This is a genomic window from Actinacidiphila guanduensis (assembly GCF_900103985.1).
Classification (GTDB): domain Bacteria; phylum Actinomycetota; class Actinomycetes; order Streptomycetales; family Streptomycetaceae; genus Actinacidiphila; species Actinacidiphila guanduensis.
Genome location: NZ_FNIE01000016.1, coordinates 122316 through 144082, shown reverse-complemented (window position 1 = coordinate 144082; position 21767 = coordinate 122316). Strand labels below are relative to the sequence as shown.

Annotated in this window: 17 protein-coding genes and 1 rRNA gene; 6 read left to right on the top strand and 12 right to left on the bottom strand. The window is 72.2% G+C overall.

Features of this window, described 5'->3' with window-relative positions:
* The 4 genes from BLR33_RS29050 to thyX all read right to left on the bottom strand — a co-directional run.
* Nucleotides 1-79 (bottom strand): 16S ribosomal RNA (locus BLR33_RS29050); the annotation flags it as partial.
* 416 nt (nt 80-495) lie between these two features.
* On the bottom strand, nt 496-2181 hold the full coding sequence (locus BLR33_RS29045; RefSeq protein ID WP_093787604.1) for a ribonuclease J: 1686 nt from the start codon (nt 2179-2181) through the stop codon (nt 496-498).
* Nucleotides 2182-2310: 129 nt separating this feature from the next.
* Nucleotides 2311-3210, bottom strand: coding sequence for a 4-hydroxy-tetrahydrodipicolinate synthase (gene dapA, locus BLR33_RS29040; RefSeq protein ID WP_093787603.1), 900 nt, complete (start codon nt 3208-3210; stop codon nt 2311-2313).
* Between the two features lie 183 nt (nt 3211-3393).
* Complete coding sequence (gene thyX, locus BLR33_RS29035; RefSeq protein WP_093787602.1) at nt 3394-4146, bottom strand: FAD-dependent thymidylate synthase; 753 nt, start codon at nt 4144-4146, stop codon at nt 3394-3396.
* A gap of 165 nt (nt 4147-4311) precedes the next feature.
* Between thyX and BLR33_RS29030 the strand changes: the two genes are divergently transcribed.
* Nucleotides 4312-4860, top strand: a complete 549-nt coding sequence (locus BLR33_RS29030) for a hypothetical protein (RefSeq protein WP_407639736.1) — start codon at nt 4312-4314, stop codon at nt 4858-4860.
* Nucleotides 4861-4935: 75 nt separating this feature from the next.
* Here the strand turns inward: BLR33_RS29030 and BLR33_RS29025 are convergent, their stop codons facing one another.
* From BLR33_RS29025 to BLR33_RS29000, 6 genes are all read right to left on the bottom strand, one after another.
* Nucleotides 4936-5385 (bottom strand): tetratricopeptide repeat protein, encoded by a 450-nt coding sequence (locus BLR33_RS29025; protein ID WP_093787601.1) that lies wholly within the window; start codon nt 5383-5385, stop codon nt 4936-4938.
* A gap of 5 nt (nt 5386-5390) precedes the next feature.
* Nucleotides 5391-6170: a 4-hydroxy-tetrahydrodipicolinate reductase gene (gene dapB, locus BLR33_RS29020; RefSeq protein WP_093787600.1), complete on the bottom strand. Its 780-nt coding sequence runs from the start codon at nt 6168-6170 to the stop codon at nt 5391-5393.
* Between the two features lie 108 nt (nt 6171-6278).
* A complete protein-coding gene (locus BLR33_RS29015; RefSeq protein WP_093787599.1) occupies nt 6279-7655 on the bottom strand; it encodes a M16 family metallopeptidase in 1377 nt (458 codons plus the stop codon).
* A complete protein-coding gene (locus tag BLR33_RS29010) occupies nt 7652-9871 on the bottom strand; it encodes a polyribonucleotide nucleotidyltransferase (RefSeq protein ID WP_093787598.1) in 2220 nt (739 codons plus the stop codon). The genes BLR33_RS29015 and BLR33_RS29010 overlap by 4 nt, the downstream gene beginning before the upstream one ends.
* A gap of 344 nt (nt 9872-10215) precedes the next feature.
* Nucleotides 10216-10503 (bottom strand): 30S ribosomal protein S15, encoded by a 288-nt coding sequence (rpsO, locus tag BLR33_RS29005; RefSeq protein WP_033173003.1) that lies wholly within the window; start codon nt 10501-10503, stop codon nt 10216-10218.
* A 110-nt stretch (nt 10504-10613) separates the two neighbouring features.
* Nucleotides 10614-11261, bottom strand: coding sequence for a chloramphenicol phosphotransferase CPT family protein (locus tag BLR33_RS29000; protein WP_093787597.1), 648 nt, complete (start codon nt 11259-11261; stop codon nt 10614-10616).
* A 1230-nt stretch (nt 11262-12491) separates the two neighbouring features.
* On the opposite strand from BLR33_RS29000, the gene BLR33_RS28995 reads away from it, so the two are divergent.
* From BLR33_RS28995 to BLR33_RS28975, 5 genes are all read left to right on the top strand, one after another.
* Entirely contained in the window at nt 12492-15488 is a 2997-nt protein-coding gene (locus tag BLR33_RS28995; protein WP_407639739.1) for an AAA family ATPase, read from the top strand.
* Nucleotides 15489-15887: 399 nt separating this feature from the next.
* A complete protein-coding gene (locus BLR33_RS28990; protein WP_093787596.1) occupies nt 15888-16823 on the top strand; it encodes an ABC transporter ATP-binding protein in 936 nt (311 codons plus the stop codon).
* On the top strand, nt 16820-17668 hold the full coding sequence (locus BLR33_RS28985) for an ABC transporter permease subunit (RefSeq protein WP_245771737.1): 849 nt from the start codon (nt 16820-16822) through the stop codon (nt 17666-17668). Before BLR33_RS28990 ends, BLR33_RS28985 begins: the two co-directional genes overlap by 4 nt.
* Before the next feature lie 149 nt (nt 17669-17817).
* Complete coding sequence (locus BLR33_RS28980; protein WP_245771736.1) at nt 17818-19002, top strand: sensor histidine kinase; 1185 nt, start codon at nt 17818-17820, stop codon at nt 19000-19002.
* 176 nt (nt 19003-19178) lie between these two features.
* The gene (locus BLR33_RS28975) at nt 19179-19844 is read left to right on the top strand and encodes a response regulator transcription factor (RefSeq protein WP_265737056.1); all 666 of its coding nucleotides are present in this window, start codon (nt 19179-19181) and stop codon (nt 19842-19844) included.
* A 13-nt stretch (nt 19845-19857) separates the two neighbouring features.
* On the opposite strand, the gene BLR33_RS28970 is transcribed toward BLR33_RS28975, so the two are convergent.
* Both BLR33_RS28970 and BLR33_RS28965 read right to left on the bottom strand, forming a co-directional pair.
* Nucleotides 19858-20817: a bifunctional riboflavin kinase/FAD synthetase gene (locus BLR33_RS28970; protein WP_093787595.1), complete on the bottom strand. Its 960-nt coding sequence runs from the start codon at nt 20815-20817 to the stop codon at nt 19858-19860.
* Between the two features lie 148 nt (nt 20818-20965).
* A complete protein-coding gene (locus BLR33_RS28965; RefSeq protein ID WP_245771735.1) occupies nt 20966-21691 on the bottom strand; it encodes a phosphatase domain-containing putative toxin in 726 nt (241 codons plus the stop codon).
* Nucleotides 21692-21767: the final 76 nt, after the last annotated feature.

Here is a 21767-nt window from a genome sequence, read left to right as displayed (position 1 = left end):
AAAGGCTTCACCGTTCGACTTGCATGTGTTAAGCACGCCGCCAGCGTTCGTCCTGAGCCAGGATCAAACTCTCCGTGAATGCCTACCGGATATCCGGTCACACATCACGAGAGCGGCACCCGGGAAGGAATAATCCCCAGGTGCACAGCGTCCTCGCTGTGTTTCTTCTTCAAAGGAACCACGTCTCAGAGAGAACAAATCTCCAAGAGACGGGGTATCAACATATCTGGCGTTGACTTTTGGCACGCTGTTGAGTTCTCAAGGAACGGAAGCTGCCATCGGCCACCGTCACCGGCGCCCTCCGGGCTTTCCCTTCGTTGTGTCTCCGACTTTAGCAGATGCTTTCCGGTCGGAATTACCAGCCCCTTTTCGAGGACACACGTTCCCGCGTGTCTCGTCGAGGCGGTTGTGCCAACGTACTGGAGCGGGCCGCCGGATGCAAATCCGGCGGCCCGTGCGACGTCAGGTTGTTGACGAGGCGTCAGCGAATCGCGGTCAGACCTCCACGACCACCGGCAGGATCATCGGCCGGCGGCGGTAGGTGTCGGAGACCCACTTGCCCACCGTGCGCCGGATGAGCTGCTGCACCTGGCGCGTCTCCAGGACGCCGTCGGAGGCCGAACGGGACAGCCCTTCCTCGATCTTGGGGAGGACGGCAGCGAACGCCTCGTCCTCGATCCCGGATCCGCGCGCGTGGATGTTGGGCCCGCCGACGAGCTTGCCCGTGGTGGTGTCCACCACGACGAAGACCGAGACGATGCCCTCCTCGCCGAGGATGCGGCGGTCCTTGAGCGAGCCTTCGGTGATGTCGCCGACCGAGAGGCCGTCCACGTACACGTAGCCGGCCACGACCTTGCCGGCCACCTTGGCGACGCCGTCCACCAGGTCGACGGCCACGCCGTCCTCGGCGAAGACGCACCGCTCCTTGGGAATGCCGGTGAGCTGGCCGAGTTCGGCGTTGGCCCGGAGGTGGCGCCATTCGCCGTGGATCGGCATCAGGTTGCGCGGCTTGCAGATGTTGTAGAAGTACAGCAGCTCGCCGGCCGAGGCGTGCCCGGAGACGTGCACCTTGGCGTTGCCCTTGTGCACGACGTTGGCGCCCCACCGGGTAAGGCCGTTGATGACGCGGTAGACCGCGTTCTCGTTCCCCGGGATGAGCGAGGAGGCGAGGATGACGGTGTCGCCCTCGACGATGCGGATCTGGTGGTCGCGGTTGGCCATCCGGGACAGGGCCGCCATGGGCTCGCCCTGGGAGCCGGTGCAGACCAGCACCACCTGCTCGTCCGGGAGGTCGTCCAGCACCTTGACGTCCACGATGAGGCCGTCGGGCACCTTGAGGTAGCCGAGGTCGCGGGCGATGCCCATGTTGCGCACCATGGAGCGCCCGACGAAGGCCACCTTGCGGCCGCGGGCGTGCGCGGCGTCCAGCACCTGCTGGATGCGGTGCACGTGACTGGCGAAACTCGCCACGATGATGCGCTTCTTGGCCTTGGCGAAGGTCTGCCGCAGCACCTCGGAGATGTCGCGCTCGGGCGGCACGAAGCCGGGGACCTCGGCGTTCGTGGAGTCGGCGAGGAGCAGGTCGATGCCCTCCTCGCCGAGCCGGGCGAACCTCGGCAGGTCGGTCAGCCGCCCGTCGAGGGGCAGTTGGTCCATCTTGAAGTCGCCGGTGATGACGACCATGCCGGCGGGCGTGCGGATGGCGACGGCCAGGGCGTCGGGGATCGAGTGGTTGACGGCGACGAACTCGCAGTCGAAGGGCCCGATCCGTTCGCGGTCGCCCTCCTTGACCTCCAGCGCGTACGGCCGGATCCGGTGCTCCTGGAGCTTCGCCTCCACCAGCGCGAGGGTGAGCTTGGAGCCGATGAGCGGGATGTCCTCCTTCTCGCGGAGCAGGAAGGGGACGGCGCCGATGTGGTCCTCGTGGCCGTGGGTCAGGATGACGCCCACGACGTCGTCCAGCCGGTCGCGGATGGAGCTGAAGTCGGGGAGGATCAGGTCGACCCCGGGTTGCTCCTCTTCGGGGAAGAGGACACCGCAGTCGACGATCAGCAGGCGTCCGCCGTACTCCAGGACCGTCATGTTGCGGCCGATCTCGCCGAGGCCGCCGAGCGGGGTGATGCGCAGGCCCCCTTCGGCGAGTGGCGGCGGGGGGCCGAGTTCAGGGTGCGGATGGCTCAAAGGGTTTCTCCCTACCGCGCACGCCACAGGGCCCCATGAGGGGCTCGTGGCTGCGCGACACAGTCTCTTCGGTGTGCGGTATTTCCGTTCCGGTCTTTCAGTGCCTGTTCAGTTGTGAAGTCCGTGTGCTCACAGATGTACCCCGCCGGCGGCGAGATCCTTCGTGAGCTGCTCTGTCGCGGCCTCGTCGAGGCCGACGAGGGGCAGGCGGAGCGGGCCTGCGGGCAGTCCGCGCAGCGCCAGGGCGGCCTTGGCGGTGGTCACGCCCTGGGCGCGGAACATGCCCGTGTAGACGGGCAGCAGGCGCTGGTGGATCTCGGCGGCCTTGGCGACGTCCCCGGCGGCGTGGGCGTCCAGGAGGGCGCGCAGCTCGGGCGTGGCGAGGTGGCTGACGACGGAGACGAAGCCGACCGCGCCGATGGAGAGCAGCGGCAGGTTGAGCATGTCGTCGCCGGAGTACCAGGCCAGGTCGCTGCGGGCGATGGCCCAGCTGGAGGCGCCGAGGTCGCCCTTGGCGTCCTTGTTGGCGACGATCCTGGGGTGCTCGCCGAGCCTGACCAGCGTGTCGGTCTCGATGGGGACGCCGCTGCGGCCGGGAATGTCGTAGAGCATGACCGGCAGGCCGGTGGCGTCGGCGATGGCGGTGAAGTGCCGGTACAGCCCTTCCTGCGGGGGCTTGCTGTAGTACGGCGTGACGGCGAGGAGGCCGTGGGCGCCGGCCTGCTCGGCCCGGCGGGCGAGGACGGTGCTGTGCGCGGTGTCGTTGGTGCCGACTCCGGTGACGACGTGGGCGCGGTCGCCGACGGCTTCGAGGACGGCGCGTACCAGCCGGTCTTTCTCGTCGTCGGTGGTGGTGGGCGACTCTCCGGTGGTGCCGTTGACGACGAGGCCGTCGTTGCCGGCGTCCACGAGGTGGGCGGCGAGCTGCTGGGCGCCTTCGACGTCGAGAGCGCCGTCGGCGGTGAACGGCGTGACCATGGCGGTCAGCATCCGCCCGAAGGGGGCGGCGGGGGTGGAGGTCGGAGCCATGCGTCCCACGGTACTTGGTGGATGACGGGCGGCGCAGCCGTGGGACCTGCGGATGTGGTACCCGGGCGCCTTCGGTAAGGACTCCGGCGCTGCCTGCTCGGGGGTTCAAGCAGCACCGGAGTCCGTTTCTGCAGCGTAGAGGAACTACGCGAATGCCTGCAATCCGAACACTTCGGACATCTTCTACGGTGCGACTCGGCCGTTCGCGTTGAAGGCGGCATGGGTGAGCGGCATCAGCTCCGCCCAGATCGCCTCCATCTTCTCGCCGACCATCTCGATCTCCCGCTGCGGGAAGGACGGCACCCGGGCGAGCTCGTGCTGGGTGCGCAACCCGAGGAAGTGCATGAGCGAGCGGGCGTTGCACGTCGCGTACATCGAGGAGAACAACCCCACCGGCAGTGTCGCCCGCGCCACCTCGCGGGCCACCCCTGCGGCCAGCATCTCCTGGTAGGCCGCGTACGACTGCGCGTAGGACTCCTCCATGGCGGCGACCGCCGCCTTGCGCTGCTCAGGGGTCCCCTCGACGAACTCGTACTTCCCCGGCCGCCCCTGCTGCACCAGCTTCCGGTCCGCCGCCGGCACGTAGAACACCGGCTGCAGCTCCCGGTAGCGCCCGGACTCCTCGTTGTACGACCATCCGACGCGGTGGCGCATGAACTCGCGGAAGACGAAGATCGGCGCAGTGACGAAGAACGTCATCGAGTTGTGCTCGAAGGGGCTGCCATGGCGGTCGCGCATCAGGAAGTTGATCAGGCCGCGGGAGCGCTCCGGGTCCTTGGTGAGCTCTTCGAGGGACTGCTCGCCTGCCGTGGAGACGCGGGCCGCCCACAGGACGTCGGAGTCCGACGCGCTGTGCTTGACGAGCTCGACGCCGACGTCGTCACGGAAGCGGACGGGGGCGGCGGCGGACTCCGTGGGCGGCGGTTGGGTGGACACCGGCAGGTCCTTCCTGTTGTCTGACGTGCGCCGTCCACCCTAGGGGGTGGGTACGACAGCCCGCCGCAGGCGGCGCGGCGGACCCGGAGGTTGGCGCCCGTGGCCGGGGCGGATAGCCTCACCGGTCATAGTCCGCACCAGACGGAACCGAAGAGGAATCTGCGCGTGTCCCTGCCCTTCCGCTCCGCCACCGCCCCCGCGAACGACGACCTCGACGTCACCGGCCGGCCGCTCCCGCACGACGTGCACGACCGCTGGATGCGCCCGTACCGGCCGGGGCCGTGGCGGGTCGGTGTGGCGGCGCTGGCCCTGATGCTCGCCGCCTACCTGCTGTTCGCCGCCCTGATCATGGCCGCGGCCAAGAGCGTCGAGGGTGCGGGGGTGCTGGTGCTGCTGGCGGTCCTGGTGATCGCCGGCACGCTGCGGCTGCTGCGCATGGGCGTGTGGCTGAGCGGCAAGGGGCTGCGCCAGGTGGGGTACTTCGCCACGGTCACCGTGCCCTGGCAGCACGTGACCTCGGTGCGCACGGCGCAGCAGCCGGTCCGCGTACTGGGGCTGCCGCGCAGCGTCCAGGGCCAAGCGCTGGTCATCGTGCGCCGCGGCGGGCCGCTCAAGCCGCTGATGACCGACCACAACGCGGACTTCCTGGGCCGGGTGGAGGCGTTCGACATCGCCGCGGACGCCATAGAGGGCTGGGCGCTCGAACTGCGCTGAGGCGGCGCACCCCGCCCTCCACCGAGAAGGCCCCGGGAGGCCGCTCGAGGCCCCCGGGGACCGCCTGCGGCGGGTTCAGCGGACGGGACGACCGTCGTGCAGGGCGATGGCGCGCTGCATGGCCTTGCGGGCCCTCGGCGTGTCGCGGGCGTCGAAGTACGCGACGGCGAGGCGGAACCAGTTGCGCCAGTCGTCGGGCGCGGCCTCCGTCTCGGCCTTGCGCTTCTCGAAGACGGCGTCGGCCGAGGCGCGGTCCACGCGGCCGCTGGGGGTGCGGACGAGCTCGTCGACCGGGAGGCCGCCCTCGGCCTCCAGCTCGCGTCCCAGGCGTCCGGCGTGGCGGGCGAACTGGGTGGTGTGCCAGAGGAACCAGGCGCCGATCAGCGGCAGCACCAGGACGGCGACGCCGAAGGCGACCGTGACCGGGCGGCCGTCGGCGATCAGCAGCACGCCGCGCTCGCCGACGAGCACGAAGTAGAAGACCAGGACGACCGCGGAGACGGTGTAGCTCAGCTTCGCGCGCACGGATCTCACGCCCCTTGCTGCGGGCCTGCGCCCTGCGGCTCGGTGAGGAAGTGCTCCAGGCCGAAGGTCAGGCCCGGCACGCCCGGCACGGTGCGCACGGCCAGCAGGACGCCCGGCATGAAGCTGCTGTGGTGCAGGGAGTCGTGCCGGATGGTGAGGGTCTCGCCGGTGCCGCCGAAGAGCACCTCCTGGTGGGCGAGCAGGCCGCGCAGCCGCACCGAGTGCACGGGCACGCCGTCGACGTCGGCGCCTCGTGCGCCGTCCAGGCCGTGCGTGGTGGGGTCCTTCTGGGCGGCCAGGCCGGCCTCGCTGCGGGCGGCGGCGACCAGCTGGGCGGTGCGGGTGGCGGTGCCGCTGGGGGCGTCGGCCTTGGTGTCGTGGTGCAGTTCGATGACCTCGACACTCTCGAACCAGCGGGCCGCCTGCTGGGCGAACCGCATGGTCAGCACGGCGCCGATGGAGAAGTTCGGGGCGATGAGCGCGCCGGTGCCGGGTGCCGCGTCGAGCCACCCGCGCAGGGTGGACAGCCGCTCGGGTGTCCAGCCGGTGGTGCCGATGACGGTGTGGATGCCGTGGCGGACACAGAACTCGACGTTGCCCATCACGGCGTCGGGGTGGGTGAGCTCCACGGCGACCTGGGCGCCGGCCTCGGTGAGGGTGTCCAGGGAGTCGTGGCGGCCGAGCGACGCGACCAGGTCGAGGTCGTCGGCGGCCTCGACGGAGCGGGCCGCCTCGGAGCCGATCCGGCCGGTGGCGCCGATGACGGCCACTCGCAGCTTGCTCATCGTTGGGGAGTCCTCCGGGGTCGAACGGTTCGCAACGGGTGTGGGCGGGGCGCGCGGCGGCAAGGACCGCGTCCCCGGGCGGGCGGGTGTCACCCGCCCGCCCGGACGTTACGCGATGGCCTCCTGCAGGCGCGCGGCCTGCTTGTCCTTCACCGGGCCTATGACGGCCAGCGAGGGACGCTGCCCCAGTACATCGCGGGCGACCTGGCGGACCTCGTCCGGGGTCACGGCGGCGATCCGGGCGAGCATGTCGTCCACCGACAACTGCTCGCCCCAGCACAGCTCGCTCTTGCCGATCCGGTTCATCAGGGCGCCGGTGTCCTCCAGGCCCAGCACGGTGGAGCCGGACAGCTGGCCGATGGCGCGGCGCAGCTCGTCGTCGTCCAGGCCGTGCTCGGCGACCTGCCGGAGTTCGTCGCGGCAGATCGTGAGGACCTCGGTGACCCTGCCCGGCTGGCAGCCGGCGTAGACGCCGAACATGCCGCAGTCGGCGTAGGAGGAGGTGTAGGAGTACACGGAGTACGCCAGGCCGCGCTTCTCGCGGACCTCCTGGAAGAGCCGCGAGCTCATGCCGCCGCCCAGGGCCGCGTTGAGGACGCCGAGGGCCCAGCGGCGCTCGTCGGTGCGGGACAGGCCCGGCATGCCGAGCACGAGGTGGGCCTGCTCGGTGCGGCGGTCGAGGATCTCGGTGCGGCCGCCTGCCTTGATGGTGCGGCTGCCCGAGCGCGGCGGCACGGGGGCCGCGTCGGGGTCGTGCAGGGCGCCTGCCTGCTCGAAGGCCCGACGGACCTGGCGGACCACCAGGGCGTGGTCGATGTTGCCCGCGGCAGCGACGACGAGCCGGGTGGGGTCGTAGTGCTTGCGGTAGAAGCGGGCGACCTGGTCCCGGGTGAGGCCGTTGACGGTCTCCACGGTGCCGAGGACGGGCCGCCCGAGGGGCGTGTCGCCGAGCAGGGCGGTGGTGAACAGGTCGTGCACCTGGTCGCCCGGGTCGTCCTCGGTCATGGCGATCTCCTCCAGGACGACGCCGCGCTCGGCGTCGATGTCCTCCTGGCGGATCAGGGAGCCGGTGAGCATGTCGCTGACCACGTCGATGGCCAGCGGCAGGTCGGTGTCGAGGACCCTGGCGTAGTAGCAGGTGTACTCCTTGGCGGTGAACGCGTTCATCTCGCCGCCCACGGCGTCGATCGCCGAGGAGATGTCGAGCGCGCTGCGCCGGGAGGTGCCCTTGAACAGCAGGTGCTCCAGGTAGTGGGTGGCACCGTTGAGGATTGGTGTCTCGTCGCGGGAGCCGACCGCGGCCCAGATGCCGAAGGTGGCCGAGCGGACCGTCGGCAGGGTCTCGGTGACCACGCGCAGGCCGCCGGGAAGCACGGAGCGCCGTACGGTGCCGGTGCCGTCGGTGCCCGGCAGCAGGGTCCGCGTGCGGACGGCCCGCCCCTTGGTGGTGGGGCGGGCCGTCGCGGCGGTGGAGCGGGTCGTCACTGGGCCGACTCGTCCTTCGCGTCGTCCTCGCCGTCTTCGCCCTCGATGACCGGGACCAGCGACAGCTTGCCGCGCTGGTCGATCTCGGCGATCTCGACCTGCACCTTGGTGCCGACGCCGAGGACGTCCTCGACGTTCTCCACGCGCTTGCCGCCGGCGAGCTTGCGGATCTGCGAGATGTGCAGCAGGCCGTCCTTGCCCGGCATCAGCGACACGAAGGCGCCGAAGGTGGTGGTCTTGACCACCGTGCCCAGGTAGCGCTCGCCGACCTCGGGCATGGTCGGGTTGGCGATCTGGTTGATCATCGTGCGCGCGGCCTCGGCCTGGGAGCCCTCGGTGGCGCCGATGAGCACCGTGCCGTCGTCCTCGATGGAGATGTCGGCGCCGGTGTCCTCCTGGATCTGGTTGATCATCTTGCCCTTGGGGCCGATGACCTCGCCGATCTTGTCCACCGGGATCTTGATGCTGATGATCCGCGGCGCGTTCGGGGACATCTCGTCCGGGGAGTCGATGGCCTCCATCATCACGTCGAGGATGTGCAGCCGGGCGTCGCGGGCCTGCTTGAGGGCCGCGGCGAGGACGGACGCCGGGATGCCGTCCAGCTTGGTGTCGAGCTGGAGGGCGGTGACGAAGTCCTTGGTGCCGGCGACCTTGAAGTCCATGTCGCCGAAGGCGTCCTCGGCGCCGAGGATGTCGGTGAGCGCCACGTAGTGCGTCTCGCCCTCGATCTCCTGGGAGATCAGGCCCATGGCGATGCCGGCGACGGGCGCCTTGAGGGGCACGCCGGCGTTCAGCAGCGACATGGTGGAGGCGCAGACCGAGCCCATCGACGTCGAGCCGTTGGAGCCCAGCGCCTCGGAGACCTGGCGGATCGCGTAGGGGAACTCCTCGCGGGTCGGCAGGACCGGGATCAGGGCGCGCTCGGCGAGGGCGCCGTGGCCGATCTCGCGGCGCTTGGGGGAGCCCACGCGGCCGGTCTCGCCGACGGAGTACGGCGGGAAGTTGTAGTTGTGCATGTAGCGCTTGCGCGTCTCGGGCGAGAGCGTGTCGAGCTGCTGCTCCATCCGGAGCATGTTGAGGGTGGTGACGCCCAGGATCTGGGTCTCACCGCGCTCGAACAGCGCCGAGCCGTGCACCCGCGGGATCGCCTCGACCTCGGCGGCCAGGGTGCGGATGTCGGTGACGCCGCGGCCGTCGATGCGGACCTTGTCGCGGATGACGCGCTGGCGCACCAGCTTCTTGGTCAGCGAGCGGTACGCGGCGGAGATCTCCTTCTCGCGGCCCTCGAACTGCGGCAGCAGCTTCTCGGCGGCCAGGCCCTTGACCCGGTCCAGCTCGGCCTCGCGGGCCTGCTTGCCGGCGATGGTGAGCGCCTGGGCGAGCTCGTCCGTGACCGCGGCCTCCAGCGCCTCGAACACGTCCTCCTGGTAGTCCAGGAAGATCGGGAACTCGGCGGTGGGCTTGGCGGCCTTGGCGGCCAGCTCGGACTGCGCCTTGCAGAGCACCTTGATGAACGGCTTGGCGGCCTCGAGGCCGGCGGCCACGACCTCCTCGGTCGGCGCGTCGACGCCGCCCTCGACCAGCTGGATGGTCTTGTCGGTGGCCTCGGCCTCGACCATCATGATCGCGACGTCGCCGTCGTCCAGCACGCGGCCGGCGACGACCATGTCGAAGACGGCCTCCTCCAGCTCGGTGTGGGTGGGGAAGGCGACCCACTGGTTGCGGATCAGCGCGACCCGGACACCGCCGATGGGGCCGGAGAAGGGCAGGCCGGCCAGCTGCGTGGAGCAGGAGGCGGCGTTGATGGCGACCACGTCGTAGAGGTGGTCGGGGTTGAGCGCCATGATGGTGGCGACGATCTGGATCTCGTTGCGCAGGCCCTTGACGAAGGAGGGGCGCAGCGGGCGGTCGATCAGCCGGCAGGTCAGGATCGCGTCCTCGGAGGGGCGGCCCTCGCGGCGGAAGAAGGAGCCGGGGATGCGGCCGGCGGCGTACATGCGCTCCTCGACGTCCACCGTGAGGGGGAAGAAGTCGAAGTGCTCCTTGGGCTGCTTCGAGGCGCTGGTGGCCGAGAGCACCATGGTGTCGTCGTCCAGGTAGGCCACGGCGGAGCCGGCGGCCTGACGGGCCAGGCGGCCCGTCTCGAAGCGGATGGTGCGGGTGCCGAAGACGCCGTTGTCGATCACGGCTTCGGCGTAGTGGGTCTCGTTCTCCACTATGGGAATTCTCCTCGTCCTTGCCCGCAGGGCGTGTCCCTGGCGGGCCGTCGGTGGAGGGGCGTCCTTCTGCCTGGGCCGGTCTTCGATCGAAGCCGCCGGGGGTGCTACCGCCCGGAGGCCACTACCGAGGACCGGCGTGTGCGGCGGAAAGGAGGACGCTCCTCCTCGTTCGTTGTCAACAGCAGCATTGCACCAGACGCCGCCCGGGTCCCGCACGTCCTGTGCACAACCCGCGGCCCGGTACGATGAGCTGCCGGCGGATGTCCGGTTTCCACCGGTACATCCGGATATACAGAAAAGGGAGCGGCCCCGTTCACCGGGACCGCTCCCTGTCGGACGTCCTAGCGGACACCCGCCGCACCGGCACGGATGCCGAGGCGCTCGCGCAGCTCACGGAAGCGCGTGATGTCCTTCTTCGCCAGGTACTGCAGCAGGCGGCGGCGCTGGCCGACCAGGATCAGCAGACCACGACGCGAGTGGTGGTCGTGCTTGTGGGTCTTGAGGTGCTCGGTCAGGTCCGAGATCCGGCGCGAGAGCAGGGCCACCTGGACCTCGGGGGAGCCGGTGTCGCCCTCCTTGGTGCCGAACTCGGCGATGATCTGCTTCTTCGTCTCGACGTCGAGCGACATACGGACTCCTCTGGGTGTCAGGGCCTCCGAGCGCCCCCGGTCTTCATCGCGGGGGATTCTCACATGACTCGCGAGGCACGGCTCACCGGGTGCATGCACACCGGTGGCCGTCACCCAGGGTACCAGCCCGGGATGAGGTCCCTACTCGCGGGTCGCCCCGCGTCCGGTGCGCTTCCAGGGAGGCGGGACGCCCTGGCCGCCCTTGCGGCGCGCAGCCGGCGGAAGGCCGTGGGCGGTTCGCTGCGCGCCACTCGTGACTCCACGTACTCCTTGATCAGCTCGGCGCACTCGCGCGGTGAGGCCGTGCCGGTGTCGCACTCGAAGTCGTACACCTCGTGGGCGTGCACTCTGGTGTACTGGTAGGCGGCCAGCCCCGGCGGGCGGTCGCCGCGGGCCTCCTCACGGCGCTTGAGTTCCGGCAGCGGGCAGTGCACGCCGATCAGGAAGACCTCCAGGTCCGCGAGGACGCTCAGGCAGTCCTCCAGGCGCCAGGGCTCGCTGAGCACGTGGTCGACCACCAGGTTGTTCCCGGCGGCGGCCATGCCGGCGACGGCGCGGTGGAAGCCCATCCGGGTACGCCGCAGGATGGTGTCGATGTCGGAGGGGGCGTCCTCCTTCGCGGCGCGCATCGCGTTGAAGCCGTCGACGGCGAAGTGGAAGTAAGGGTCGCCGTCAAGGAGTGCGAGGAGTTCGCGGGCGATGCTCGACTTGCCCGAACTGGATGTGCCGTTGAGGAAGATGATCCGCCCGGGACGCATGGGAACGATCGTATACGCGTCGTACCTGCGTACGGGCAAGCGCCCCTGGTGTCACGCACCTTGCGGCGCCCCCTTGGTGTCCGGTCGTGCGGCGGCGGGAAAGACGAAACCGGGGCAGAAGCGGGACAGGACGGCCTGACGGCGGACGCACACCGGCGATTAGGCTGTCGGTCGAGCGCGGCAGGAGCGGCGGACGTAGCGAAGACACCGCCCGCCGCGGACGGGGCGGGGAGTCGGCGACGAGTAACTCCCCGACGCAGAGCGGGAGGCATTGTGAGCAGCGATCGGGACGACAGCCGCGTGGGCGGGGCCGGCCCTGTCGAGGACCGGTCCGAGATGGACTACACAGGGGAGTTCAGTCTCGGACCGCGGCTCTCAGCCTGGTACATGCCCGCGGGCACGCCCGCGGACGACGAAGCGGACGAGAGCGCCGAGGAGGACGGCCCCGCAGGAGCCCCGGAGGGGACGGATACCTCCGACTCTCCGGCGGCGAGCGGGAGTTCGGGGCTCACGGACCGGATCGGCGCCGCCGGTTCCGGTGGTGCGCTGGATGCGGCGGGGCTGCCGGACTTCCTGCGGTCCGCGCCGTCCACGGGGACGTCCGAGGAACCCCGGTGGTCGGCGACCTCGCTGCCTCCGCTGCCGAGCCCGCCGGCCGGCTCCGGCGCCGGGGTGGACGCCGACGCGTCGTCCCGGTCGGCGGCTTCGGTGCCCTCCATCCCTGCGGCGCGCCCCGCGCCCTCGGCCGCGCCCGAAGCACGCGACCCCGAACCGCCCGCCCATGAGGCTGCGTTCGGCGACGAGAGCACCTCGGACACACCGCGGGAAGAGGTCGCCGCCAAGGAGGACGGACTGTCATGGTCCGCGTCCTCGGTGCCGCCCCGGCCGACCTCTGCGCCCGACACACCTGAGCCCGAGGACGCCAAGCCCGCGTCCTGGGCGGCCGATTCACCCGCGGAACCGTCCGCTGATTCATCCGCGCCCCTGGCGGCGGACACCGCCGGGCCCGTGGACGGGCCTTCCGACCGTCCGTGGTCCGGGGCTCCGTCGCTGGCGTCGTCCTCCTCCTCGGACTTCCCCTCGGAGGAGCCGTCCGACGCCGCTCCGGCGGCCCCCTCGGCGGACGCGGAGCCGGTGGAGGACCGTCCGTCCTGGCAGCCGTCCGTCCCGGCCGCACCGATCAGCCCCGACGACGAGAACGCGCCCTCGGCGGCGCCGCCTTCCGTACCCCTGTCGAAGCCGGGCGCGACCGACGAGCCGTCACGCGAGCCGGAGGACGCCGCGCCGGCCCCGGACGCCACCGTGCGCTTCTCCGCGGCCGCCCTGCGGCGCGAGATCGAGGAGCGGGCGGGCGAGAAACTGGAGGACCCGAAGCCCGTGGACAAGCAGCCGGAGGACGCCGCACCGGCCCCGGCGGACAAGGCGGACACGGCGGGCGGGGAGGCCGCGCCCGAGGACGCGAAGCCCGAGAAGCGCGCGCCGGTCTGGACGCCCCTGCCGCTGCCCCCGCCGCCCGCGGACGCCAAGCCCTGGACGCCGGCGGCGCCGAGCGGGCCCATGCCGCCGCTCCCGCCGCAGTTCCAGCGGGCCGAGGCCGCACCCGCCCCGGCCCAACAGCCGCAGCCGCAGCCGCAGAGCGCCTATCCCCCACCCCAGGGCGCGCCCGCCGCCTCCGTGCCACCGCCGGCCCAGGGTGCCGCCGGCCACCCGCCGCAGGCGCCGGCCCAGCCGGGCGGCCGGAACACCGACTTCCCGCCGCCCACCGGCGTCCCCGCGACGCCGGGCTCCTACGGTTTCCCGCAGCCGCCCGAGAACGCCGAGCCGGCCGACCGGCCGCAGGCCGCGGGCCCCTATGGCGCGCCTCCCGCCACTCCCAGTACGCCGCAAGGCGCTCAGCCCGGTGTCCAGGGTTCCTCCGGCTTCCCGCACGGCCAGCCGGGCGCCCAGGCCGCCGACCAACAGGCTGCGCCGGGCGGCTACGGCTTCCCGCGTCCGGCGGCCCCGGAGAGCAACCAGCCGCAGACGCCCGGCCCGTACGGTGCGGCCTCCCCTGTGCCGGCTCCCGCGCCGCAGAGCGCCCAACCGGGGAATCCGGGCGCCTACGGTTTCCCCCAGGGCCATCCCGGCACGCCGCCCGCCCAAGGGGGCAACCAGCCGCCCGCGCCTGCCGGTTACGGGTTCCCGGCGCCTCCGGCGCCCGAGGGCGCGCAGGCGGGCGACCCGCTTCCCGCAGCGGGCGCGCCGATCGGGCAGGGACCGCAGCCCGGGCAGCCGGGCGGCTTCCCTCCGGCTGCGCCCGGCCCGCAGGCGCCGCAGCCACCCGCGCACGTTCCGCCCGCCATAGAGGCCGGCACACCTCAGGGTCCAGGGCCGGCGGGCCTCGCCCAGCAGCCCGTTGCGCCCGGCGGCATCGCACCCGCCCCGCAGCAGCCGGGTCAGCAGCCCGGGGACAACGGCGGATACGGCTTCCCCGGCCAGGGCGCTCGGCAGCAGGGCGACGTGGCACCGCTGCAGCCGCTGCCGCAGCACGGCGCGTACGGCTTCCCGCAGCCGGGACAGCAGCCGCCGCAGGGGCAGGGCCTTCCGACGGCGCAGCCCGGACAGCCGGAGCAGCCCGCGGTCCCCGAGGCGGCCGTGCCGCCCGCGCCCACCGCTCCCGTGGACCCGAGGGCGGGCGGCTGGCCGACGGTGACGCCCGACCAGCGGCAGCGCACGGCGCAAGGGGGCGCCCCGCTCGGCTACACGGCCGCGGTGGAACTCTCCTCCGACCGTCTGCTGCGCAACCAGCCCAAGGCGAGGAAGCCCGGAGCCAACGCCCAGCCGTCCCGGTTCCGGCTCGGCGGCAAGAAGGAGGAGGCCGAGCGGCAGCGCAAGCTGGAGCTGATCCGTACACCGGTCCTCTCCTGCTACCGGATCGCGGTGATCAGCCTCAAGGGCGGCGTGGGCAAGACCACGACCACCACCGCTCTGGGCGCCACCCTGGCCAGCGAGCGGCAGGACAAGATCCTGGCGATCGACGCCAACCCGGACGCGGGCACCCTCGGCCGCCGGGTGCGCCGGGAGACCGGCGCGACCATCCGCGACCTGGTGCAGGCGATCCCGTACCTCAACAGCTACATGGACATCCGGCGGTTCACCTCGCAGGCGCCCTCCGGCCTGGAGATCATCGCCAACGACGTGGACCCGGCCGTCTCGACCACCTTCAACGACGAGGACTACCGGCGGGCGATCGACGTGCTCGGCCGCCAGTACCCGGTGATCCTCACCGACTCCGGCACCGGCCTGCTCTACAGCGCGATGCGCGGGGTGCTCGACCTGGCCGACCAGCTGATCATCGTCTCGACACCCTCCGTGGACGGTGCCTCCAGCGCGAGCACCACGCTCGACTGGCTCTCCGCCCACGGCTACGCCGAGCTGGTCGCGCGCAGCATCACGGTGATCTCCGGGGTGCGCGAGACCGGGAAGATGATCAAGGTCGAGGACATCGTGTCGCACTTCCGGACGCGCTGCCGCGGGGTCCAGGTCGTGCCTTTCGACGAGCACCTGGCGGCGGGCGCCGAGGTCGACCTGGACATGATGCGGCCCAAGACCCGCGAGGCGTACTTCAACCTGTCCGCGATGGTGGCCGAGGACTTCGTGCGGGCGCAGCAGGCGCAGGGCCTGTGGACGCAGAACGGCTCCAACCCGCCGCCGGTGCAGGCCCCGCCGATGCCCGGCCGGCCGATGCCGCAGCAGTACGGCGCCCCGGGGCCCTACGGTGCTCCGGCGCCCGACGGCAGCCAGGGCATGCCCGGGTACCCGGCGCCGGGACAGCCACAGTCTCCTGCTCCCGGGCAGCCCGGGCCCTACGGTGCGCCCGGGCCGTACGGGCAACCCGGACAGGCCGGACCTGGGGCACAGCCGCAGGCTCCCGGACAGCCGGGACAGCCCGGTCCGTACGGGCAGCCGATGCAGCCGGGCCAGACGCCGCCGAGCCAGTACGGTGCGGCGCCGCAGGGCGCGCCCAGTCCGTATCCGCCGGCGTCGCAGGGGGTGGGGCCGCAGCCGTTCCAGCCCCAGTCGCCGAACCCGCAGGCGCCGCAGCCGCAGCAGGGCTGGCCGCAGCAACCGGGCCAGCCGGGGCAACCGGGGCAGTTCGGCCAGCCGGGACAGCCGGCTCCGGAGGGTCAGCCGGGCCAGAACGGGCAGGACCAGCAGGGCTACGGCTTCCCGCCGCCCCCGCAGTAGCCGACGCGAAGATCGGGGACAGAAGAGCAGGCGAACAACGCAGAGCAGGATCGGGCAGGCCGTGGGGCCGCCGCCGTGCGGGGTCACGGCGGCGGCCCTCGTGCTGTCCGCCGGGAGCCGGGCCGCTCGCCCCGGGCCGGCCCCGGCCTTGCGTTCACCGGACCGGTCAGGCCCCACCGGGCCCGCCCGCGTGACCTGGCGGGTCAAGGGCCGACAGACCGAAGGCTTATTCGAGACACCGCACGGCGTACGACGGGGGTCGTACAAGGGGTCCGCCCGAGGGCGCACCGGGCGTCGGAGGAATCAAACCGCAGGCTGTCGTCGCAGGCCGGGCCGGCCGGGAGGATCGAGAGCGTCAGGAGAATCCCGCTCACCGGCCACGGCCCGAGGACACCCGCGATGATCGAAGCACACGCGCTCACCAAGCGATACGGCGCACGCACCGCCGTGTCGGATCTCGGCTTCACCGTGCGGCCCGGCGCCGTCACGGGCTTCCTCGGTCCGAACGGGGCCGGGAAGTCCACGACGATGCGGATGATCGTGGGCCTGGACAGTCCGACGTCCGGCCGTGTGACGGTCAACGGGAAGCAGTACGCGGAACACCGCGCGCCCCTTCGCGAAGTCGGCGCGATGCTGGAGGCGCGGGCGGTGCACACCGGCCGCAGCGCCTACCACCATCTGCTGGCGCTCGCCGCCACCACGGGCATCCCGCGCCGCCGGGTGGACGAGGTGGTCGACCTGGTGGGGCTCCGCGAGGTGGCCCGCAAGCGGGTCGGCGGCTTCTCCCTCGGCATGGGCCAGCGCCTCGGCATCGCCGGTGCCCTGCTCGGCGATCCGGCCACCCTCGTGCTCGACGAGCCGGTGAACGGCCTGGATCCGGAGGGGGTGTTGTGGATTCGCACGCTGCTGCGGGACCTCGCCGCCGAGGGGCGCACGGTCCTGCTCTCCTCGCATCTGATGTCGGAGATGGCGCTCACCGCCGAGCATCTGATCGTGATCGGCCGCGGCAGGCTGATAGCGGACACCTCGGTGGAGGAGTTCGTGCGCAACGCGTCGGGGCACACCGTGCGGGTGCGCAGCGAGGAGGCGGACCGGTTGCGGCCGCTGCTGGCCGGTCCAGGTGTCTCCGTGACCAGCGACGAGCGGACGGTCCTGATCGTCTCCGGCATCAGCAGTGACCGGATAGGCCGGCTGGCGGCCGACGAGGGGATCGCGCTCGCCGAGCTGGTCCCCCAACACGCCTCGCTGGAGCAGGCGTTCATGGAGATGACGCGCGACGCGGTGGAGTTCCAGACGCCCGACGCAGCAATGGTGGACGAGGAGGTGGCGGCATGAGCGTCGCCATGGACACACGCCCGGTCGGCGACAGTGCGCACCCGGGTACGGCAGGGGCGCCGCGCGGCCAGGTGACGCAGGCGCGGGTGCTGCACGCGGAGTGGATCAAGCTGCGGACGCTGCGGTCCACGTTCTGGACGCTGATCGGGTCGGTGACCGCACTGGTGGGGTTCGGAGTGCTGTTCTGCATCATCTCGGCGAGCAGATGGCCGTCGATGTCCGCGCAGGAGCAACATCACTTCGACCCGGTGCAGACCAACCTGCGCGGGTACTTCCTGGCCCAGTTGGCGATAGGCGTGCTCGGGGTGCTGATGTTCAGCGGCGAGTACGCGACCGGGATGATCAGGTCCTCGCTCACCGCGGTACCCCGGCGGCTGCCGGTGCTGTGGGCGAAGGCGGCGCTGTACGCCGCGGTGGTGTGGGCGCTGATGACGGCGGCCGCGCTGGTGGCGTTCCTCGTCGGGCAAGGGCTGCTCGCCTCACGGCACATAGGCGTGTCGCTGACCGATCCCGGTGTGGCGCGGGCCGTGTTCGGCACGGGGCTGTATCTGACTGTGGTCGGGCTGCTCGGGGTCGCCGTGGGTGCGATCCTGCGCAACACGGCGGGCGGGATAGCCACGGTCTTCGGGGTCCTGCTGATCCTGCCGGTGCTGGCCGAGGCGCTGCCCACGTCGTGGAACAACGCGATCAGCCCATGGCTGCCGAGCACTGCGGGGCAGTCCTTGATGGCGGTGCACCACGTCGACCACACTTTGCACCCATGGCCCGGTTTCGTCCTGTTCTGCGCGTACACCCTGGCGGCCCTCGCTGGGGCGGCGGTCCTGCTGAAGCGCCGGGACGCGTGAGGAGTGCAGTCGGGAAGGCCGTGCTTCCCGCACCCGCCCGGGTGGCCCGGGCAGTTGGACCGGTCGCTGCGGGGAGCCACGCCGAAGAGCCGGCCGAGCAGGCAGGCGAGGGGGCGGGGCCGGAGGAGAAGTGGCCCGGGTTGTCGGGAGTGGAGGGGTGGCTGCTGCGGCGGGCCGGGACTCTGATCGCGACCTTGTACGGGTCGCTGGAGTGGGCGGTCGCGCTCACGCTGTTCGGGTTCTTCATCGGACTGCAGCGCCATGAGGTACAGCGTCATCCGGTGGAGGCGCTGCTGCTGATCGCGGCGTTCACCCTGCCGTTGGGGCGGATGCGGAGGGCGCCGGAGTGGGTGTTCGCGTGGTTGGCCGCGGTGGCGTTCGTGCAGTGGCTGGTGGATGTGCACAGCCCCGCGGATGCGACGCTGCTGCTGGCGATGTACGCGATGGCGTCCCGCAGGGGCGGGGTGAGGTCGCTGGTGGCGTTCGGGGTGCTGGAAGGAGGGATCGGGCTGGCGACGGTGCGGTGGTCGTTGCAAGACCGGGGGTTGGCGACCTTTGTGTCGTTGTCGGCGATGGCGACGGCGGCCGGGGTGATAGGGGCCAACGCGCGGACACGGCGGGGGCAGGTGGAGTACCTGCAGGACCGGGCGGTGCGGCTGGAGCGTGAGCGGGACCAGCGGGCGCAGTTGGCGGTGGCCGGCGAGCGGGCCAGGATCGCCCGGGAGATGCACGACATCGTGACGCACAACCTGTCGGTGATGGTCGCGCTGGCCGACGGGGCGGCGTTCGCGGTGGAGCGTTCGCCGGAGCGGGCCGCGGCGGCGATGCGGCAGGCGTCATCGACCGGACGGCAGGCGATCACCGACATGCGACGGTTCCTCGGGGTGCTGCGGGACGACGAACCCGACGCGCTGCGCCATCCGATGCCGGGCATCGCGCAGTTGGGTGCACTGGTGGAGCAGGTGCGAGCGGCGGGGCTGCCGACGCGGTTGGAAGTGACGGGTGAGACGGCGACGGTTCCGGTGGCCGCGCAGCTCACCGTGTACCGGCTGGTGCAGGAGGCGTTGACGAACTCGCTCAAGCACGCGCCGGCGGGGGCGCGGGCGGACGTGCGGTTGGTCTGCGGGCGCGAGGAGTTGGTGGTGGTCGTGGTGGACGACGGAGCTGGGATGCCGGCGGCGAAGGCGGGACGGGAGGGCGCGGTGGGCCATGGCCTGGCCGGGATGCGGGAGCGGGCGGCGGCGTACGGCGGCCGTCTGTCGGCGGGTCCGCGCCCCGGTGGTGGTTGGCAGGTGGTGGCGATGCTGAGTCTGTCGGCGCCCGAGGACGTGTGAGGGAGGCAGGTGTGATGAGCGGGTCGGCGGATGTGGGCGAGGGCGGGGGGTCGGATCCATCCGTGGCCGGCGCGGAGGGCGCCGGGGCGGTGGGAGCCGGTCCGGGAGCGGCGGTTCCGGCGCAGCGGAGCGAGCCGGGGCAGGAGAGCGGAGGGAGCGGGAAGGGCGGCGGGCCGATCCGGGTGCTGCTGGTGGACGACGAGCCGCTGCTGCGGATGGCGTTCCAGATGGTGCTGGACGCGCAGGCGGACATAGTGCCGGTGGGTGAGGCGGGCGATGGGGCCGGTGCGGTACGGCAGGCGCGGGCGTTGCGGCCCGATGTGGTGCTGATGGATGTGCGGATGCCGGGGATGGACGGGATCGAGGCGACGGCGAGGATCGTGGAGGCGTGTCCGCAATCGCGGGTGCTGATCCTGACGACGTTCGACCTGGACGTCTACGCGTTCGCCGGGCTGAAGGCGGGTGCGTCGGGGTTCTTGCTGAAGAACGCGCTGCCGGAGGAGTTGCTGGGGGCGATCAGGGCGGTGGCGGCGGGGGACGCGGTGGTGGCGCCGCGCGTGACGCGGCTGCTGCTGGAGCGGTTCGCGCACCAGTTGCCGTCGAAGGAGGACGGGGCGGGGCGCGGGGAGGACGAGCGGCTCGCCCGGCTCACCGCGCGGGAGCGGGAGGTGCTGGTCGAGGTGGGACGGGGGCTGTCCAACTCGGAGATCGCGGAGACGCTCCACCTCGCGGAGGCGACGGTGAAGACGCACTTCGGCCGCATCCTGGTCAAGCTCGAACTGCGCGACCGGGTGCAGGCGGTGGTGTTCGCCTACGAGACCCGCCTGGTCCGTCCCGGGTGACGCGAGGGACGGGTCAGATCTGGGGGGCCTCGGTGGTCTCCAGGAGTTCGCGGGCCCGCTTGACGTCGTCGGCCATCCGCTCCAGCAACGCCTCGATGGTGTCGAACTTCTCCATGCCGCGCAGATAGGCGAGGAAGTCGACGGCGACGTGGAGGCCGTAGAGGTCGAGGCCCACGCGGTCGATGGCGTAGGCCTCCACGGTGCGGGCGGTGCCGTCGAAGGTGGGGTTGGTGCCGACGGAGATGGCGGCGGGCATGGGTTCGCCCTCGACGTGGAGCCAGCCCGCGTAGACACCGTCGGCGGGGATGGCGGTGTGCGGAAGGGTCTCGACGTTGGCGGTGGGGTAGCCGAGTTCGCGGCCGCGCTGGGCGCCGCGGACGACGACGCCTTCGACGCGGTGCGGGCGGCCGAGCACTTCGGCGGCCCCGGCGACGTCACCCTCCGCGATGAGCCGGCGGGTGAGGGTGGAGGAGAAGGGTTCGCCGCCGCCGGCCTCGCCGCGGACGAAGAGGTCCACGACCTCCAGGTCGTAGTCGTACTTCAGCCCGAGGGCGGAGAGGAAGTCGACGTCGCCGGCGGCCTTGTGGCCGAAGCGGAAATTGGGGCCCTCCACGACGAGTTTGGCGTGCAGGCCGTCCACGAGGGTCGCGCGGACGAACTCGCTCGGCGTGAGCCTGGAGAACTCCGTGGTGAAGGGCAGGATCAGCAGGGCGTCCACACCGAGGGCGGCCACGAGTTCGGCGCGGCGGTGGTGGGCGGTGAGCAGCGGCGGGTGGCTGCCGGGGCGGACCACCTCGCTGGGGTGCGGGTCGAAGGTGACGACGACGGAGGGCAGGCCGAGTTCGCGGGCCCGCTCCACCGTCCGGCCCATGATCAGCTGGTGGCCGCGGTGCACCCCGTCGTACGAACCGATGGTGACGACGCTGCGACCCCAGTCGCCGGGAACGTCTTCCAAGCCCCGCCAGCGCTGCACCTTGACGCTCCGCTTCTTCCGGTCGTGTCGGCCGGCCCGGTCGCCGGCGCGCTCGTCCTGCTGTTTGCTGCTGTGCCAAGCCTGCCATGCCCTGGCGCGCGGGTCCCCATCGGCACGGAACGGGGCCCTGTGGGGGCCGTGACCGCCGTCACAGGGAGGCGGCGATCCGCCGCGGGGCGTCCAGAAGGCGGCTGATGCCGCTGACCAGGAGGGGCGGCTGGGCGCTGGTGTGCCGGCCGGCGTGCAGCACGTAGTAGACCTGCTCGATGGAGGGCGGGCCGACGGCCACCGTGCGCAGGGCGGCCCGGCCGGAAGTGGCCTGGCCGGTGCGGACGAGGTAGGCGGCGGTCATGGCGCCGGTGCGGCCGACGCCGGCGCCGCAGTGGACGAAGACGGGGCCGGGGGCGTCGCGGACGACCCGCAGGAAGGTGTCGACCTGGTGCTCGGTGGGGGTCTGGCCGTCGCGGACGGGCAGCCGGACGGCGGTGAGGCCGGCGTGGGCGGGCAAGGCGAGTTCGCGGGCGGACAGGTCCTCGGCGCGCAGGTCGACGACGGTGGTGACGCCGTCGTCGGCGAGTTCGCGGTAGCCGGCCGCGGTGGGGGCCGAGCCGCGGTAGAGCTTGGCGTCCACGCGCAGGAAGTGGTTGATGCCGGCGGGGGTCCGGTGGCCCGCCGGGGCGTCGTGCCGGGCCCACTGGGACAGGGCGAGCATGCCGCCCGCGGATGCGGCCCACAGCAGGCCGTAGCCGAGCAGGCAGGAGAGCAGGACCCGCGCGGCGCGCAGGGCGGGCCGGCGCCACGTTGCCGAGGGTGGCTGCGGTGCCGCGGGTGCGGGCAGCAGGGCGGACAGGGAGGGGACGCTGTGCTCGGACACGCTGGTTTCACCGCCAGGACGGGGCCGGGGACGGGGGCCGTCGTTGCCTGTCCGGCAGGGCGGCCCGCCCCCGCAG

What these genes read in the sequence shown, in the direction of transcription:
- BLR33_RS28985 (WP_245771737.1), top strand. Translation starts at nt 16,820, where the DNA reads ATGAGCGTCGCCATGGACACACGCCCGGTCGGCGACAGTGCGCACCCG.
- rpsO (WP_033173003.1), bottom strand. Translation starts at nt 10,503, where the DNA reads ATGTCGCTCGACGTCGAGACGAAGAAGCAGATCATCGCCGAGTTCGGC.
- dapA (WP_093787603.1), bottom strand. Translation starts at nt 3,210, where the DNA reads ATGGCTCCGACCTCCACCCCCGCCGCCCCCTTCGGGCGGATGCTGACC.
- BLR33_RS28990 (WP_093787596.1), top strand. Translation starts at nt 15,888, where the DNA reads ATGATCGAAGCACACGCGCTCACCAAGCGATACGGCGCACGCACCGCC.
- dapB (WP_093787600.1), bottom strand. Translation starts at nt 6,170, where the DNA reads ATGAGCAAGCTGCGAGTGGCCGTCATCGGCGCCACCGGCCGGATCGGC.
- BLR33_RS29000 (WP_093787597.1), bottom strand. Translation starts at nt 11,261, where the DNA reads ATGCGTCCCGGGCGGATCATCTTCCTCAACGGCACATCCAGTTCGGGC.